Consider the following 16,359-nt stretch of genomic DNA (forward strand, 5'->3'; position numbering starts at 1 on the left):
CCGCGACCCCGACACCCCCCGCGACCTCGTCGGCATCGGCATCGGCCCCTTCAACCTCTCCCTCGCCGCCCTGGCGCACCCCCTCACCGACCTCGACGCCGTCTTCTACGAGCAGCGCCCGTCCTTCGCCTGGCATCCCGGGCTCCTCATCGACGGCTCCCGCATCCAGGTCCCGTTCCTCGCCGACCTGGTCACCCTCGCCGACCCCGCCAGCCCGTGGTCGTTCCTCAGCTACCTCAGGACCCGCGACCGGCTCTTCCCCTTCTACTTCGCCGAGCGCTTCCACATCCAGCGCGCCGAGTACGACGCCTACTGCCGCTGGGTCTGCGAGAACCTCCCCGCGCTGTCCTTCGGCCACCAGGTCGACGCGGTCCGCTTCAACCCCGAACGCGATGTCTTCGAGGTCGACTACACCCAGCTCGCCCCCGGCGGGGACGCCGAGGCCCTCGGCCGTACGTACGCGAAGAACGTCGTCCTCGGCATCGGCACCGAACCCGACGTCCCCGACCCTCTCAGGCCCCTCGTCGACGCGCCGGCCGTCCCGGTCATCCACGCCGCCGACTACCTCGCCCACCGCGAGACGCTCCTGGCCGCCGAGCACATCACCGTCATCGGCTCCGGCCAGTCCGGCGCCGAGATCTTCCTCGACCTGCTCCGCCGCCGACCTGCCGGGCGCGAGCGGATGCACTGGCTCGGCCGTACCGAGGCCTTCGCGCCCATGGAGTACTCCAAGCTCGGCCTGGAGCACTTCACCCCCGACTACACCCGCTACTTCCAGGCCCTCACCGAACCGGTCCGCGACAAGCTCATCGCCTCGCAGTGGCAGCTCCACAAGGGCATCGACGCCGACACCCTGGCCGCCATCCACGACGAGCTCTACCGCCGCACCCTGGACGGCGGCTGGCCCGACACCGTCCTCACCCCGGGCGTCCAGGTCCGCACGGCCGGCCGGATCGCCACGACCAAGGTCGAGCTGCACCTGGAGCACATCCACCAGAACACCCGCTCACGCCTGACCACCGACGCGGTCGTCCTCGCCACCGGCTACCGCGAGCGCCCCCTGGGCCGCATCCTCGCCGGCCTCGACCCCTACCTGCGCCGCGACAGCCAGGAACGCCCGCGCATCGACGACCAGTACCGCCTGGTCATGGACCCGTCCGTCACCGGCTCCGGCTGCAACATCTACGTCCAGAACGCCGAACGCCACACCCACGGCGTCGGCACCCCCGACCTCGGCCTCGCGGCCTGGCGCAGCGCGAGCATCCTCAACTCCGTCACCGGCCAGGAGACCTACCCCCTGCCCACCCGCACGGCGTTCACCACCTTCGGCCTCCAACAGCAGGAGCCCCGGATCCCGCGCGCGCGTCAGCCGAGGACGCTGACACCGCTCCTGGACGGGATCTGAGGCTCCTGCACAGGGAGTCCGGATCTAGAACACCGGCGTGCCGTTCCGAGTGAGCTTCCAGTCCACCGACGCGAAGTCCTTCGGGTCCAGCACGCCCTTCGCGGTCACCCACTCCGCGATCCGGGTGCGGATCTCCGTCGACTCCGACCACAGCTCCTGGGCCGCCGCCACATGCGGGAACGCGCCGCCGCCGTTGGCCCGGTAGTTGTTCACCGCGAACACGAACTGCTGGGCGTCGTCGAGGGCGGCACCGTCGTAGGTCAGGTTCTTGATCCGCGAACCGGCCGCCTGCGCGATGTCGATGTCGTACGACAGCCCCGACACGTAGTCGTAGTTGTAGTCGGGGCGGTTGCCCGCGTTGGTCAGCTTGTCCACGTCGACGGCCGCGTCGGCGGCGGTCTGCACGAAGTACTGCGCCGAGTACTCCAGGTACGCCTTGATCTGCGCGCCCGTCATCAGCTTGGCGACCAGCGTGTTGTCGTAGACGTACAGGCTCGACAGATCCCGGATGGTCACGTCGCCGGCCGGGATCTCCGAGGTGCGGGAGAACGGGGAGGCCTGGGAGATGACCGGCAGCGCGGCGTGCTCCGTGCCCGCGAGCGCCGCCTTGACGACGTCCTCCTGGACCTTGGTGATCAGGTCGATGATCGGGGCGTCCTTGTAGCGCGCCTCGACCGTCGTCAGCTTGGCGGTCGCCGTGCCGACGACCTGGTTGACGTACTCCACGACGATGTCGTGGTCGTCCTTCAGCAGCTTGGTGATCTTCGGGTCGTCGGCGACCGTCTTGGAGTCACGCACCGTCGCCTTCACCGACTCGACCGACCAGCGGCCCTTGTCGAAGACCAGCTCGAAGTCGAACAGGGTCAGCCGCTGCGCGTAGCACAGCGGTTCCGACAGCACGACCTTCTTGCCGGTCTTCTCGTTGGTGACCAGCAGCTCCGCGATCTCGGTGTGCGCGTGCCCGACGAGGATCGCGTCGATGCCCGGTACCTGCTGGGCCACCAGCGCCGCCGAGTTCTCGATGTACGGCAGCTGGTCACCGTACGACGACGTCCCCGACGAACCGGAGTGCGCCGACACCACCACGACGTCCGCGCCCATCGAACGCAGCTTCGGCACCCACTTCGCGGCCTGCTCCTCCAGCCCCGGGAACACCATCTTGCCCTCGACGTACGCTTTGTCCCAGATCGCGATGCCGGGGTTGGTCAGCCCGAGGACCGCGACCTTCACGTCGGGGGCGCCCGGCACGCAGAACCGCTTGATGAAGTACGGCGGGAAGGCGGGCTTCAGCGTCTTCGCGTCCAGCGCGTTCGCCCCCAGCAGCGGGAAGTGGCACTGGTCCTCGAACTTGCGCAGCGTCTCGATGCCGTAGTTGAACTCGTGGTTGCCGAGGGCCACCGCGTCGTACCCGATCGCGTTCATCGCCGCAGCCATCGGGTGGATCGGCCCGCCCTCGGCGGTGATCGGGTCGACCTTCGCGTAGTAGTACGTCAGCGGGGTGCCCTGGATCGTGTCGCCCGCGTCGATGAGCAGCGTGTTGCGCCGGCCCTTCTCCGCGCGCACCTGGTTCACCAGCGTCGAGACCCGCGACAGGCCCTTGGCGTTGCCCTGCGCGTCGGAGTACTCCGCGTCCTTGAAGTAGTCCCAGTTGAAGATGTTGCCGTGCAGGTCGGTCGTGCCCATCACCGTCAGCGCGTACCGCTTCTTCGGGCGCGAGCCCTTCGCCGGCTCGGCGGCATGGGCCGCCGGGGTGCCCACCGCGCCGGCCACCGCCACCCCCGCTCCGGTCACGGCGGACTTGGTCAGAAACTTCCGACGGTTCAACGGCATGAGTGCTTCTCCTGGGCGAATTGGTCAACAACGCGCGTAGATTCTGACCTGGCCATGGCGAGCAGCAACAGACCCCGCAGGTTTCGATCTGGTGACCCACGGGGGCCGTATCCAAGCAAGCGATGACAGAGTGGGACGTATGACCGCCCCTTCAGAGGAACTTCAGCCCGCCGTCCCCTACGGCACCCCCGACGCGCCCCGTATCGCGGTCCGCGGTGAGGCCCGCCTCGAAGTCGACCCCGAGATCGCCCGCATCGGCGTCACCGTGACCTCCCGCGGCAAGGACCGCCGCGCCGCCCTGGACGACCTCACCCGCCGCAACGCCGGCGTCCTCGACCTCGTCAAGAGCTACGGCGACGCGGTCGAGCGACTGGAGACCGGCGCCTTCTCCATCAGCCCCGAACTGAAGGAGAAGGGCCGCGGTGAACGCATCCACGCCTACCACGGCCGCGTCCACATCACCGCCGTCCTCACGGACTTCACCGCTCTGGGCGAACTGACCACGCGACTGGCCGACTTGGACCTCACCCGGGTGGACGGCCCCTGGTGGGCCCTGCGCCCCGACTCGCCCGCCCACCGGGAGGCACGGCAGCAGGCGGTACGGGAGGCCGTACAGCGGGCCCGGGAGTACGCGGAGGCGCTGGGGACCTCCCTGGCCGCGCTGGTGGAACTCGCCGACATCGGCGCGGAGAACGCCCCGCCGCCCTACCCGCAGGCCGCCGGCAGTCGTATGCGTTCCATGGCCTATGCCGCGGAAGACGATTCCGCCGCTCCGCTCGATCTCGAACCCCAGCGTCAGCACGTCCACGCTCAGGTGAACGCGCGATTCACCATGGTGCCGCCGCGCCTGTGAACACCCCTTGAGGGGTGCTTCGAACGCTCATCGGAGCGCCCCGCCGCACAATTCAACACTTGTCAATAGCCCTTCACGCAAAGGTTGTTGAGTCGTCATGCGCGACCAATTCACTACCCGTCGGTAAGTCATAGAGTCGAAACATGCGCCGAGCGAAAATCGTCTGCACCCTGGGCCCCGCCACCGATTCGTACGACCAGATAAAGGCACTGGTCGACGCCGGAATGGACGTCGCCCGATTCAACCTCAGCCACGGCAGCCACGCCGACCACGAGGAGCGCTACGAACGGGTGCGGAAGGCCTCCGACGAGACCGGCCGCAGCGTCGGCGTCCTCGCCGACCTTCAAGGACCGAAGATCCGCCTCGGCCGCTTCACCGAAGGACCCGTACTCCTTGAACGCGGTGACACCTTCACCATCACCGTCGAGGAGGGCGCCGAGGGCGACCGCCAGAGTTGCGGCACCACCTACTCCGGACTCGCCGCCGATGTCACCGCCGGTGAGCGCATCCTCGTCGACGACGGCAAGGTCTGCCTGGAGGTCACCTCGGTCGACGGCCCGCGCGTCCGCACGACGGTGGTCGAGGGCGGCATGATCTCGGACAACAAGGGCCTCAACCTGCCGGGCGTCGCGGTCTCGGTGCCGGCCCTGTCCGAGAAGGACGAGGACGACCTGCGCTGGGCGCTGCGCACCGGCTTCGACGTCATCGCCCTGTCCTTCGTCCGTTCCGGCCGGGACATCGAGGACGTGCACCGGATCATGGACGAGGAGGGCCGCAGGCTCCCCGTCATCGCCAAGGTGGAGAAGCCGCAGGCCGTCGAGGCCATCGACGACATCGTGGCCGCCTTCGACGGCATCATGGTCGCGCGCGGCGACCTCGGCGTCGAGATGCCGCTGGAGCAGGTCCCGATCGTCCAGAAGCGCGCCGTCAAGCTGGCCAAGCGCAACGCCAAGCCGGTCATCGTCGCCACCCAGATGCTCGACTCGATGATCGACAACTCCCGCCCGACCCGCGCGGAGGCGTCCGACGTGGCCAACGCCGTGATCGACGGCACGGACGCGGTGATGCTGTCCGGCGAGACGAGCGTCGGCAAGTACCCCATCGAGACGGTCCGCACGATGGCGAAGATCGTCGAGGCGGCTGAGGAGGACATCCTCGCCAAGGGCCTGCCGCCGCTGACCGAACGCAACAAGCCCCGCACCCAGCCCGGCGCGGTGGCCCGCGCGGCGGCCGAGATCGGCGACTTCCTCGGCGCCCGCTTCCTGGTCGCCTTCACCCAGTCCGGCGACACCGCCCGCCGTCTGTCCCGCTACCGCTCGCCGATCCCGCTGCTGGCCTTCACCCCGGAACCGGCGACGCGCTCGCAGCTGAATCTGACGTGGGGTGTGGAGACGTTCCTCGGCCCGCATGTGGAGTCGACGGACGCGATGGTCGACCAGGTCGACGAACTGCTCCTGAAATACGGCCGCTGCAAGAAGGGCGACACCGTCGTCATCACTGCCGGATCGCCGCCCGGGGTTTCCGGTTCGACGAACATGGTGCGCGTCCACCACATCGGCGAGGACGACAGCCCGAAGTAAGGAAGACGAAAAAGCGAAGGCCCCTCCAATGGAGTCCATTGGAGGGGCCGTAATCGCGACCTTGAAATCGAAGGAAAAGTGCCCCGGGTCGGACTCGAACCGACACTGTACGGGTTTTGAATCCGTTGCCTGCTGCCAATTGGGCTACCGGGGCTCGAAGAATCAAAGGTTTCCCCCGACCCTCCGCGCGTCCACCATACCGTAGCTAGGTAGGCTCTTGGGAGCAGCACCCCTGCCCCTGAACGAGGAGCCCCCGTGACCGCCCCCGAGTCGCCCCAGCCCGTAGACGCGCCCGACGACGACAAGTCGCACGTGCCTCCGCTGACGACCCGTGTCGTCATCGCCGAGGACGAGGCACTGATCCGGCTCGATCTCAAAGAGATGCTCGAAGAAGAGGGGTACACCGTCGTCGGTGAGGCCGGAGACGGTGAGCAGGCCGTCGAACTGGCCCGCGAGCACCGGCCCGACCTCGTCATCCTCGATGTCAAGATGCCGAAGCTGGACGGCATTTCCGCGGCCGAGAAGATCGCCGAGGAGAGCATCGCCCCGGTGCTGATGCTGACCGCCTTCTCCCAGCGCGACCTGGTCGAGCGGGCCCGGGACGCCGGTGCCATGGCGTACCTGGTCAAGCCCTTCAGCAAGAGCGACGTCGTGCCGGCGATCGAGATGGCCGTCTCCCGCTTCACCGAGCTGAAGGAGCTGGAGAAGGAGGTCGCCGACCTCACCCTGCGCCTGGAGACCCGCAAGCTGGTGGACCGGGCGAAGTCCATCCTCCAGACCGAGTACGGACTGACCGAGCCCGCCGCGTTCCGCTGGATCCAGAAGACCTCCATGGACCGCCGGATGTCGATGCAGCAGGTCGCCGAGGCCGTCATCCAGGACGCCGAGGAGAAGAAGGCCGCCAAGGGCTGACCCGCCCGCCGCACCCACGACGAGGCCCGCGTCCCCAGCTCAGGGGGCGCGGGCCTCGTCGTACACGGGAAACGCTCGGGCGGTCAGTCCTCGCCCAGGTACGCCTTGCGCACCGACTCGTCGTGCAGGAGGTCCTGCCCGGTGCCGGAGACGACGATCTTGCCGACCTCCATCACATGGCCGTGGTCGGCCAGGGAGAGCGCGGCCTGGGCGTTCTGCTCGATGAGCAGGATGGTGGTGCCCTGGGACTTGAGCTCCTGGATGGTCGACATGATCTTCTGCATCATGATCGGGGAGAGACCCATGGAGGGCTCGTCGAGCATGAGCAGCTTCGGCCGGGACATCAGCGCCCGCCCCATGGCGAGCATCTGCTGCTCACCGCCGGAGAGGGTGCCCGCGGCCTGCTTCCTGCGCTCCCCGAGGATGGGGAACAGGTCGTAGGCCCGCTGGATGTCCTTCTCGATGGCCTCCTTGTCGTTGCGCAGGAACGCGCCGAGGCGGAGGTTGTCCTCGATCGTCATACGGGGGAAGATGTGCCGCCCCTCGGGGGAGTGGGCGAGCCCCAGCGAGACGACCTTGTGCGCGGGGATCTTCTTCAGCGACTTCCCGTCGAACCTGATGTCGCCGGAGACCGGCTGGAGCAGCCCGGACAGGGTCCGCAGGGTGGTGGTCTTCCCGGCGCCGTTGGTGCCGATGAGGGTGACGACCTCGCCCGCGTTCACCTTGAACGAGATGCCCTTGACGGCCTCGATCTTGCCGTAGGCGACCCTGAGGTCCTCGACCTCCAGCAGTGCGGTCACTTGTCGTCCCCTTCCGTGGTGCTCTGCGCCTCGGCCTCCGCGGCCTCGACCTCCGCGGCCTCCGCCGCGCCCGGCGCGCCCTCGAAGGGCGTGCCCAGGTAGGCGGCGATGACGCGTTCGTCGGCCTGGACGACCTCGGCGGGGCCCTCGACGATCTTCTCGCCCTGGACCAGCACGGCGACCCGGTCGCACAGGTTCATGATGAACCGGATGTCGTGCTCGATGACGAGAACGGCGATGCCCTGGTCCCGGATGGCGAAGATCAGCTCCTCGGCCGCCCGGGTCTCCTGCGGGTTCATACCGGCGGTCGGCTCGTCGAGGAGGAGCAGACCGGGCTCGCTCGCCAGCGCCCGGGCGATCTCCAGCTTGCGCTGTTCGCCGTAGGGCAGGTTGCGGGCGAGGTGGTCGGCCTTGGCGGCCAGACCGGTGAACTCCAGGAGTTCCATGGCCCGGGCGCGCGAGGCGTCCTCGGCCTTCCTGAAGCCGGGCAGCCGCAGCAGGGCCGACCAGAGTCCCTCCTTGGTGCGGGTGTGCCTGCCGACCAGCACGTTCTCCAGAACGGTCATGTTGGCGAAGAGCCGGATGTTCTGGAACGTACGGGCGATGCCGGCCTGGGTGACCAGGTGCGGCTTGGGCGGCAGGACGGTGCCCTTGTAGGCGACCTTGCCCTCGGTCGGCACGTACAGGCCGGTGAGGCAGTTGAAGAAGGTCGTCTTGCCGGCGCCGTTGGGGCCGATGAGGCCGACGATCTCGCCGGAGTTCACGGTGAGGTCCACGTCGCGTACGGCGGTCAGACCGCCGAAGCGCATGGTGACACCGCTCGCGTCGAGCACCGTCGTGGTGGTGGGTGCGCTTGTGGTGGTGGTCATGGCGGTCACGCCCCTGCCTTCGCGACGCCGGTCGCGCCTTCGGGCAATGGCTTGTCCTCCGGTACGTCGAGCTGTCCGGTCTCGTGGAATTCGAGCTGCTTCCTGCGGTCGGCGACCAGGCCCTCGGGGCGGAAGCGCATCAGCAGCATCAGCGCGATGCCGAAGAGCAGCAGCTGGTACTCCGCCATGAACTGGAGCTTGGCCGGGATCAGGTAGAGCAGCGCGGCGCCGACGAGCGGGCCGCTGATGGTGCCCATGCCGCCGAGAATGACGGCGGCGAGCAGGAAGGCCGAGTTGGGAGGCACGGGGCCGGCGAACTCGTACTGCTCGGGGGTGACGCTGTAGGACACATGGGCCTGGACGGTGCCCGCGAGGCCGGCGAGGGAGGCGCCGAGTGCGAAGGCGAGGAGCTTCAGCCGGAAGCCGTTGATGCCCATCGCGGTCGCGGCGGTCTCGTCCTCGCGGATGGCGACCCAGGCGCGGCCGATGCGGGACTCCGCCGAGCGGCGGAAGACCATCACGACGATCGCCGTGAACAGCAGCATCAGCAGGTAGTAGTTGGCCGAACGGGTCAGCTCGTGACCGAGGACGTCGTGCGGGACTCCCAGGTTGAACCCGAAGATCTCCAGGTCGGGGATCTGCGGGATGCCGTTGGAGCCGTTGGTGACGTCCGGGCCGCTGTTGCCGTTCAGGTTGTTCATGGTGATGCGGAAGATCTCACCGAAGCCGAGCGTCACGATGGCGAGGTAGTCGCCGCGCAGTCGCAGGGTCGGGGCACCGATCACCACGCCGAAGATCAGCGAGGCGGCGGCGCCGGTGAGAACGGCGGCCCAGAAGGGGAACTTCACCCCGATGGTCGACGCCGGAGAGCCGGAGACCAGGGCGGCGGCGTAGGCGCCGACGCCGAGGAAGGCGACGTAACCGAGGTCGAGCAGGCCGGCGAGGCCGACGACGACGTTGAGGCCCAGGGCGACCGTGGCGAAGATCAGGATGTTCGCGCCGATGAGGGCGAACTGGTCGTTGGACTGGGTGAAGGGGAAGCAGATCGCCGCCGCGAACGCCGCGCCGAGGGTGACGTTGCGGTGCTTGGCGGTCAGCGCCGACAGCCGCTTCAGCAGACCGGCGCGGGTGACGGCGGTGAAGCCGAACGCCGCGACGATCAGGAAGCCGATGAACAGCTCGGAGTACTCGGTGCCGATGCCGTACGCGAACACGTACAGGCCGACGCCGAAGCCTCCGGCGATGATCAGGATCTCCGCCCAGGAGGGCAGCTCCTTGGCCCGGCCCGGGTCGGGGGCGGTGAGCGAGTGACGGATCCGGCCCCAGAGGTTCGGGGCCGCTTCGCCCGCGCCGTAGGGCTGGTCGACCGGGAGGCCGAGGGCGCCGATCAGGGCGACGAGCGCGCCGATGCCGGAGACCCAGGCGCCGGGCTCCAGGTTGACCAGGCCGCCGAGCTCCTGGCTGATCGCGCCCATGGCGTAGCCCGTGGTGCCGAACACGCCGAGGGCGGCGAGCAGGACGGGGCTGTTCTTGCCGCCGGGGGTGAGCCAGCCCAGGCCCCGGATGCCGTAGCCGGAGAGGGCGAACAGCAGGGTCAGCACGGAGCCGACGAGGGTGAGGACCTGGAGGCCGCCCGGATAGCCGGTGACGGTCAGGTTGCCCGGGAACTCCTCGGTCCAGGTCCAGGCGAGGAAGGTGCCTATGAGGGCGAGGGCGGAGCCGGCGACCGTCAGTCCACGCGCCGCGGCGTGCGGCAGCGGGATGATCGGGGTGGCCTCCGCGGTGGACACCTTGACGGTGTCGGTGCTCTTGTCCATGGGGATCTCGGTGGTCATGGGTATCACGCCCGATCCGCGACGCGTTCGCCGAGCAGGCCCTGTGGCCTGAACAGGAGGACAAGGATGAGCAGCGCGAACGCCCATACGTCCTTCCAGGCGCCGCCTCCGAAGAGGTCCATGCCGGGGATGTCACCGATGTAGCCGGTGGCGAGGGACTCGGCCACGCCGAGCACGACGCCGCCGAGCATGGCGCCGTAGATGTTGCCGATGCCGCCGAGGACGGCGGCGGTGAAGGCCTTGAGGCCCATCAGGAAGCCCATTTGGAAGCCGACCTGACCGTTCTTCAGACCGTAGGCGACCGCGGCGATGGCCGCGAACCCGGCACCGATGGCGAACGCCATGACGATGATGCGGTCGGTGTTGATGCCCATCAGCTTGGCCGTGTCGGGGTCCTGGGCGGTGGCCTGCATGCCCCGGCCGGCGCGCGTCTTGGTGACGAACAGGCCGAGGGCGAGCATGCACAGCGGGGCGGCGATCAGGACGAAGAGGTCGCCGCGCTGGATGTTGGCGCCGAGGATTTCAATGGGGCCGCCGTGGAACTGCGGGAAGGGCTGGTCCTTCTTCGCGTCCGGGTACCACATCCACACGGCCTGCTGGAGGACGATGGACAGACCGATGGCGGTGATGAGGGGCGCCAGCCGTGGCGCTGTGCGCAGCGGCCGGTAGGCGAAGCGTTCCGCCGCCGTGCCGACAGCGACCGATACGAGCACACCGCCGATGATCATGAGCGGGACGGCGGCACCGAGGGAGAAGCCCTCGGGGAGTACCAACCAGACGGTGAGGGCCCCGAAGCCCCCGACCATGAATATCTCGCCGTGGGCGAAGTTGATGAGCTGGACGATGCCGTAGACCATCGTGTAGCCGATCGCGATGAGTCCGTACATCGCGCCGAGGATGAGTCCATTGGCCAGCTGTTGCGGCAGTTCGTTCACCGCAGGGCCTCCGTGGAGTGGTTCGGATATGGCGCCGCGCGGGAGCGCTGGTGGGCGCTTCCCGCGCGGCCTGGATCAATGTGTGAGTGGGGGAGGGTTCTCTGACTCGTCCTTCGTCAGCCGAGCTTGGGTTCGCCGCTGAACTCGGGCACCCAGGCGTTGTCCTTGATCTTGTACGCGGTCATCGTGTGGTTCGTGGTGTCACCGAACTCATCGAAGGAGATCGCGCCGGTGACGCCGTCGAACTTGACCTTGGCCATGGCGTCCAGGACCGCCTTGCGGCCGTCGGACGGGAGCTTGCCGTCGTTGCCCTCGACCGCCAGCTTGACGGCCTCGATGATCGACCAGGTGGCGTCGTAGGTGAGGCCGCCGTAGGCCTCGTAGTCGTCCTCGTAGCCCGCGGCCTTGTAGTTCTTGATGAACGTCTGGGCGGAGTCGAGCTTCTCGACGGGCTCGCCGACGGAGGTCGCGAGGTCGCCCTCGGCCTTCTTGTTCAGCTTCGGGAACTCGCCGGAGTAGATGCCGTCGCCGCCCATGAGCGGGATGTTCTGGCCGCTGTCCTTGAGCTGCTGGCTCAGCGGGCCGGCGGCCGGGTACTCGCCGCCGTAGTACAGGGCCTGGGCGCCGGTCTTCTTGATCTTGGCGACCACGGCGTTGAAGTCACGGTCTTCGGGGTTGATGTGGTCGGTGCCCACGATCTGGCCGCCGAACTTGGTGAAGTTCGCCTTGAAGGAGGCGGCCAGGCCCGCGCCGTAGGTCTTCTGGTCGTCGATCAGGTAGACCTTCTTGATCTTCGCCTGGTTGTACAGGTAGTCGGCGGCGAAGGCGCCCTGGATCTCGTCCGTGGTGGCCGTACGGAAGAACGTCTTGAACTGGCGGACCGAGTTGCCGGTCTTCCAGCCGTCGCCCTGGGTCAGCTCGGTACCCGTGTTGGCCGGGGAGACCTGGGTCAGGCCGGCGTCGTTCAGCGGCTTCTGCATCTGCTGCGAGACGCTGGAGTTCAGCGGGCCGACGACACCGAGGACGTCCTTGTTGCTGATGAACTTCTGGGCGTTCTGCTGGCCGACGGAGGGCTGCGCCTGGTCGTCGAGGGCCTCGATCTTGAACTCGACGCCCTTGACGAACTCCTGCTTGTTGGCCGTCTTGGCGGCGAGGTCGGCGGAGTTCTTGATGCCGAGGCCCAGGGCCGAGAGGTCGCCGGTGGTCGGAGCGTCGACACCGATCACCACAGTGGTCTTGTCGCCGTTGCTGCTGCCGCCGTCGTCGTCACGCGACCCACAAGCCGTGAGTGTCAGCGATCCCGCCGCGAGCGCGGCGGTTATGGCGATGATCGAACGTTGACGCACGAATCAGGTCCTTTCCCTGGCACGGCGGCTCCCCGTGGAACGCGCCGAGTCGAGCGCTGGGTCGAAGTGACTTCGAATCCTGTAGCTCGGTGACTGGCGGTGACTCTAAGCGCGTGTGGGGAACATGGAGGAGGCTCTGACCAAGGCTGTGACGCTCTTGTTATGACACGGGGTAACACAGAGCGGTACTCCGTGGGGGGAAGAGCGGATTTCCGGCCGATTCGCCCTGTCCACATTGTGAGAACTCGCAGCGTTCGCGCGTAGCTTCTTCACGAGTGTTCGCCGGTTTTGGTGATTACCGAGGTCGCCGGCGAACGTTGCCCAAGGCTCTCTGTGGACTTGTGGGGAGGGTGCTCGCGGCGGGCGAACTCCGGGCCTGTATTGCAGTCGTATTACGTAGAGTTACGGCAGGGAAAGAGGTTCACCGTTCCGTGGGTCTTTTTCGTGTATAGGGCACGAAAATGGAATTCGGGGATTTCGCCGCTCAGCCCCATGGCCCTCCGGTCGGCTCGCCGTTTCGGTAACGCTCCTCGCGCAGCTCGCGCGCCCGGCGGTCGATCAGCAGGTCGGCCGCCCGTGCGTCCGCGCGCTCACGCTCCGCCCGGGCGGCGTCCACCACCTTGCGGAGGATCTCGTACTGCCCGTCGGACAGGCCCATCGACTGGTAGTCCCCGTAGGTGTCCTCGGTCAGCGTCCGGTGCGACCAGTAGCCGATGATCCGCGTGCACAACTGCGCGGGCGAGGTCGCCGACGGCGAGGGTGACGGGGAGTGCGAGGGGGAGGGTGGCGAGGAGAGCGACGAGGAGGGCGACTCGCCACCGGCCCGGGTGTCGGTCGCGTCGCCCGGCGCGCCCGGGTCCCCGCAGCCGGCCGCCAACCCGGCGGCCAGCAGCGCGAGTCCGAGCGCCGCCCCTCGCCTCAGGGCCGCTCCTCCCGACGTCATGCCCCGACGTTATGCCGCCGGGCGCCCGGGTTCAACGGCGGGAGGGTGTACGGCTGTTGTTCCTAAGAGGTGTGCCCCGTAAGGGAGTTGGGGCGGAGATGGCGCAAAGGGATCGGTGCCGGCGTCAGCCCGTCGTCGCCCCGAGGCGCTCCCCGTCGCTCGGGTTCACATCGCGCAGCAGACACGTCAGCCGTGCGCTGCACACCCGCCGCCCCGCCTCGTCGCTGATCACGATCTCGTACGTCGCCGTCGAGCGGCCCCGGTGCAGGGGCGTGGCCACACCGGTGACGAGACCGGCGCGGACGCCCCGGTGGTGGGTGCAGTTGAGGTCGACGCCGACCGCGATCTTGGAGCTGCCGGCGTGCAGCATCGACCCGACCGACCCGAGCGTCTCGGCGAGCACCGCCGACGCGCCGCCGTGCAGCAGCCCGTACGGCTGGGTGTTCCCCTCCACCGGCATGGTCCCGACGACCCGCTCGGCGGACGCCTCGACGATCTCGACGCCCATGCGGGTGCCGAGGTGCCCGGCGGAGAACAGGGCCGGGAGGTCGACGCCGAGCGCGGCGTACTCGGCTATGACCTCTTGCGGGAACTTCACGTGCTGCTGCTCGCCCATGGGGCCCGGCTCCGTTCGTCGTGATCCGTCGGCGACGTGATCAGCGGATGACGTCGACTGAGCAAACGCTCAGTCGGTCGCCGATTGTTCCAGACGGACGACGACGGACTTGCTGGCCGGGGTGTTGCTGGTGTCCGCGGTGGCGTCCAGCGGGACGAGGACGTTGGTCTCCGGGTAGTAGGCGGCCGCGCAGCCCCGGGCCGTCGGATAGTGCACGACCCGGAAGCCGGGCGCCCTGCGCTCGACGCCGTCCTTCCACTCGCTCACCAGGTCGACGTACGACCCGTCCGCGATGTCCAGCCGCCGCGCGTCCTCCGGGTTGATCATGACGACGCGGCGGCCGTTCCTGATCCCCCGGTAGCGGTCGTCGAGGCCGTAGATCGTGGTGTTGTACTGGTCGTGCGAGCGCAGGGTCTGCAGCAGCAGCCGTCCCTCGGGCACCGTCGGGTACTCGACCGGGGCCGCCGTGAAGTTGGCCTTGCCCGTCGCCGTCGGGAAGCGGCGCTCGTCGCGCGGGGCGTGCGGGAGGGTGAAGCCGCCGGGGCGGGCCACGCGCGCGTTGAAGTCCTCGAAGCCGGGGATCACCCGGGCGATCCGGTCCCGGATCGTCGCGTAGTCCTTCTCGAACTCCTCCCAGGGTGTGCGGCTGTCCTCGCCCAGCACACGGCGTGCCAGGCGGCAGACGATGGCCGGCTCCGACAGCAGATGCGCGCTCGCCGGCTCCAGGCGGCCCCGGGAGGCGTGCACCATGCCCATGGAGTCCTCGACGGTCACGAACTGCTCGCCGCTGCCCTGGAGGTCGCGCTCGGTGCGGCCGAGGGTGGGCAGGATCAGCGCGCGGGCGCCGGTGACGGCGTGGCTGCGGTTCAGCTTCGTCGACACGTGCACGGTCAGCCGGGCGCGCCGCATGGCCGCCTCGGTGACGTCGGTGTCCGGCGTCGCGGAGACGAAGTTGCCGCCCATCGCGAAGAAGACCTTCGCCTCGCCGTCGCGCAGCGCGCGGATGGCCCGTACGACGTCGTAGCCGTGCTCCCGCGGCGGCGCGAAGCCGAACTCCTTCTCCAGGGCGTCGAGGAACGCCGGGGCTGGCCGCTCGAAGATGCCCATCGTGCGGTCGCCCTGCACGTTCGAGTGACCGCGCACCGGGCACACGCCCGCGCCCGGGCGGCCGATGTCGCCGCGCAGCAGAAGGAAGTTGACGACCTCGCGGATGGTCGGCACCGAGTGCTTGTGCTGGGTGAGGCCCATGGCCCAGCAGACGATGGTGCGCCGCGAGGCCAGGATCATCTCCATGGCCCGCTCGATGTCCGCGCGCGTGAGGCCGGTCGCCGTCAGCGTCTCGTCCCAGTCGGCGGCGCGGGCGGCCTCGGCGAACTCCTCGTAGCCGTGGGTGTGCTCGCGGACGAACTCCTCGTCGACGGCTCCCTCGGTCTCCAGGATCAGCTTGTTGAGGAGGCGGAAGAGGGCCTGGTCGCCGCCGATGCGGATCTGCAGGAACAGATCGGTGAGCGCGGCGCCCTTGAGCATGCCCTGCGGGGTCTGCGGGTTCTTGAACTTCTCCAGGCCGGCCTCGGGCAGCGGATTGACGCTGATGATCTTCGCGCCCTCGGCCTTGGCCTTCTCCAGCGCCGAGAGCATGCGCGGGTGGTTCGTCCCCGGGTTCTGACCGGCGACGATGATCAGGTCGGCCTTATAGAGGTCCTCCAGCAGGACGCTGCCCTTGCCGACGCCGATGGTCTCGGAGAGCGCCGAGCCCGAGGACTCGTGGCACATGTTCGAGCAGTCCGGCAGGTTGTTGGTGCCGAACTCGCGCGCGAAGAGCTGGTAGAGGAACGCGGCCTCGTTGCTGGTGCGGCCGGAGGTGTAGAAGACGGCCTCGTCGGGGGAGTCGCAGGCGGCGATCTCCTCGCCGATGATGTCGAAGGCGCGCTCCCAGCTCACCGGCTCGTAGTGCGTGCCCCCTTCGGGGAGGAACACGGGGTGGGTGAGCCGCCCCTGCTGCCCCAGCCAGTAACCGCTGCGCGTCGCGAGGTCGGCGACGGAGTGCGCGGCGAAGAACTCCGGGGTGACCCGGCGCAGGGTGGCCTCCTCGGCGACCGCCTTCGCGCCGTTCTCACAGAACTCCGCCTTGTGCCGGTGGTCCGGCTCCGGCCAGGCGCAGCCCGGGCAGTCGAAGCCGTTCTTCTGGTTGACGCTCAGCAGCGTCAGCATCGTCCGCTTCACGCCCATCTGCTGCTGGGCGATGCGCAAGGTGTGCCCGATGGCCGGCAGCCCCGCCGCCGCGTGCTGCGGCTCCGCGACCTGGGGCGCGTCCTGGACCGGATCACCCTTGGGCGGCTTGGTGGCCATCGCGCACTCTCCTTTGTGTACACGTGTGAGGTACATCTCCGATCCTCGCACGTGGGACCGACAACGGGGGCGGGGGGCCGGGGGAG

The 16,359-nt window shown here is 68.7% G+C and carries 13 protein-coding genes and 1 tRNA gene; 4 read left to right on the forward strand and 10 right to left on the reverse strand.

The features are described 5' to 3' along the window. Positions 1-1,405, forward strand: a 1,405-nt coding sequence (locus L0P92_RS31375) for a lysine N(6)-hydroxylase/L-ornithine N(5)-oxygenase family protein (RefSeq protein WP_234766439.1), incomplete at its 5' end; no start/stop codon positions are given. Positions 1,406-1,429: 24 nt separating this feature from the next. Here the strand turns inward: L0P92_RS31375 and L0P92_RS31380 are convergent. Continuing rightward, positions 1,430-3,235: a bifunctional metallophosphatase/5'-nucleotidase gene (locus L0P92_RS31380; protein WP_234766440.1), complete on the reverse strand. Its 1,806-nt coding sequence runs from the start codon at positions 3,233-3,235 to the stop codon at positions 1,430-1,432. 139 nt (positions 3,236-3,374) lie between these two features. Between L0P92_RS31380 and L0P92_RS31385 the strand changes: the two genes are divergently transcribed. Continuing rightward, entirely contained in the window at positions 3,375-4,088 is a 714-nt protein-coding gene (locus L0P92_RS31385; protein ID WP_234766441.1) for an SIMPL domain-containing protein, read from the forward strand. A 143-nt stretch (positions 4,089-4,231) separates the two neighbouring features. Next, entirely contained in the window at positions 4,232-5,668 is a 1,437-nt protein-coding gene (pyk, locus tag L0P92_RS31390; RefSeq protein WP_234766442.1) for a pyruvate kinase, read from the forward strand. Between the two features lie 79 nt (positions 5,669-5,747). Here the strand turns inward: pyk and L0P92_RS31395 are convergent. After that, a tRNA-Leu gene (locus L0P92_RS31395) sits at positions 5,748-5,822 on the reverse strand. Positions 5,823-5,923: 101 nt separating this feature from the next. Here L0P92_RS31395 and L0P92_RS31400 point away from each other — a divergent pair. Then, entirely contained in the window at positions 5,924-6,580 is a 657-nt protein-coding gene (locus L0P92_RS31400; RefSeq protein WP_234766443.1) for an ANTAR domain-containing response regulator, read from the forward strand. Between the two features lie 83 nt (positions 6,581-6,663). On the opposite strand, the gene L0P92_RS31405 is transcribed toward L0P92_RS31400, so the two are convergent. From L0P92_RS31405 to L0P92_RS31440, 8 genes are all read right to left on the reverse strand, one after another. After that, entirely contained in the window at positions 6,664-7,380 is a 717-nt protein-coding gene (locus L0P92_RS31405) for an ABC transporter ATP-binding protein (RefSeq protein ID WP_234766444.1), read from the reverse strand. After that, positions 7,377-8,249: an ABC transporter ATP-binding protein gene (locus L0P92_RS31410; protein WP_234766445.1), complete on the reverse strand. Its 873-nt coding sequence runs from the start codon at positions 8,247-8,249 to the stop codon at positions 7,377-7,379. The genes L0P92_RS31405 and L0P92_RS31410 overlap by 4 nt, the downstream gene beginning before the upstream one ends. 5 nt (positions 8,250-8,254) lie before the next feature. Further along, positions 8,255-10,066: a branched-chain amino acid ABC transporter permease gene (locus tag L0P92_RS31415; RefSeq protein ID WP_234766450.1), complete on the reverse strand. Its 1,812-nt coding sequence runs from the start codon at positions 10,064-10,066 to the stop codon at positions 8,255-8,257. Positions 10,067-10,089: 23 nt separating this feature from the next. Continuing rightward, positions 10,090-11,019: a branched-chain amino acid ABC transporter permease gene (locus L0P92_RS31420; RefSeq protein WP_234766446.1), complete on the reverse strand. Its 930-nt coding sequence runs from the start codon at positions 11,017-11,019 to the stop codon at positions 10,090-10,092. A gap of 116 nt (positions 11,020-11,135) precedes the next feature. Then, positions 11,136-12,365 (reverse strand): branched-chain amino acid ABC transporter substrate-binding protein, encoded by a 1,230-nt coding sequence (locus L0P92_RS31425; protein WP_372497361.1) that lies wholly within the window; start codon positions 12,363-12,365, stop codon positions 11,136-11,138. 484 nt (positions 12,366-12,849) lie between these two features. Continuing rightward, positions 12,850-13,308 (reverse strand): hypothetical protein, encoded by a 459-nt coding sequence (locus tag L0P92_RS31430; RefSeq protein ID WP_234766447.1) that lies wholly within the window; start codon positions 13,306-13,308, stop codon positions 12,850-12,852. A gap of 124 nt (positions 13,309-13,432) precedes the next feature. Then, positions 13,433-13,924 carry a hotdog fold thioesterase gene (locus L0P92_RS31435; protein ID WP_234766448.1) on the reverse strand — a complete coding sequence of 164 codons (492 nt, stop codon included), beginning with the start codon at positions 13,922-13,924 and terminating at the stop codon, positions 13,433-13,435. A 69-nt stretch (positions 13,925-13,993) separates the two neighbouring features. Further along, a complete protein-coding gene (locus L0P92_RS31440) occupies positions 13,994-16,273 on the reverse strand; it encodes an FdhF/YdeP family oxidoreductase (protein ID WP_234766449.1) in 2,280 nt (759 codons plus the stop codon). Between the last annotated feature and the right edge of the window lie 86 nt (positions 16,274-16,359).

Source organism: Streptomyces muensis (assembly GCF_021474425.1).
Lineage (GTDB): Bacteria > Actinomycetota > Actinomycetes > Streptomycetales > Streptomycetaceae > Streptomyces > Streptomyces muensis.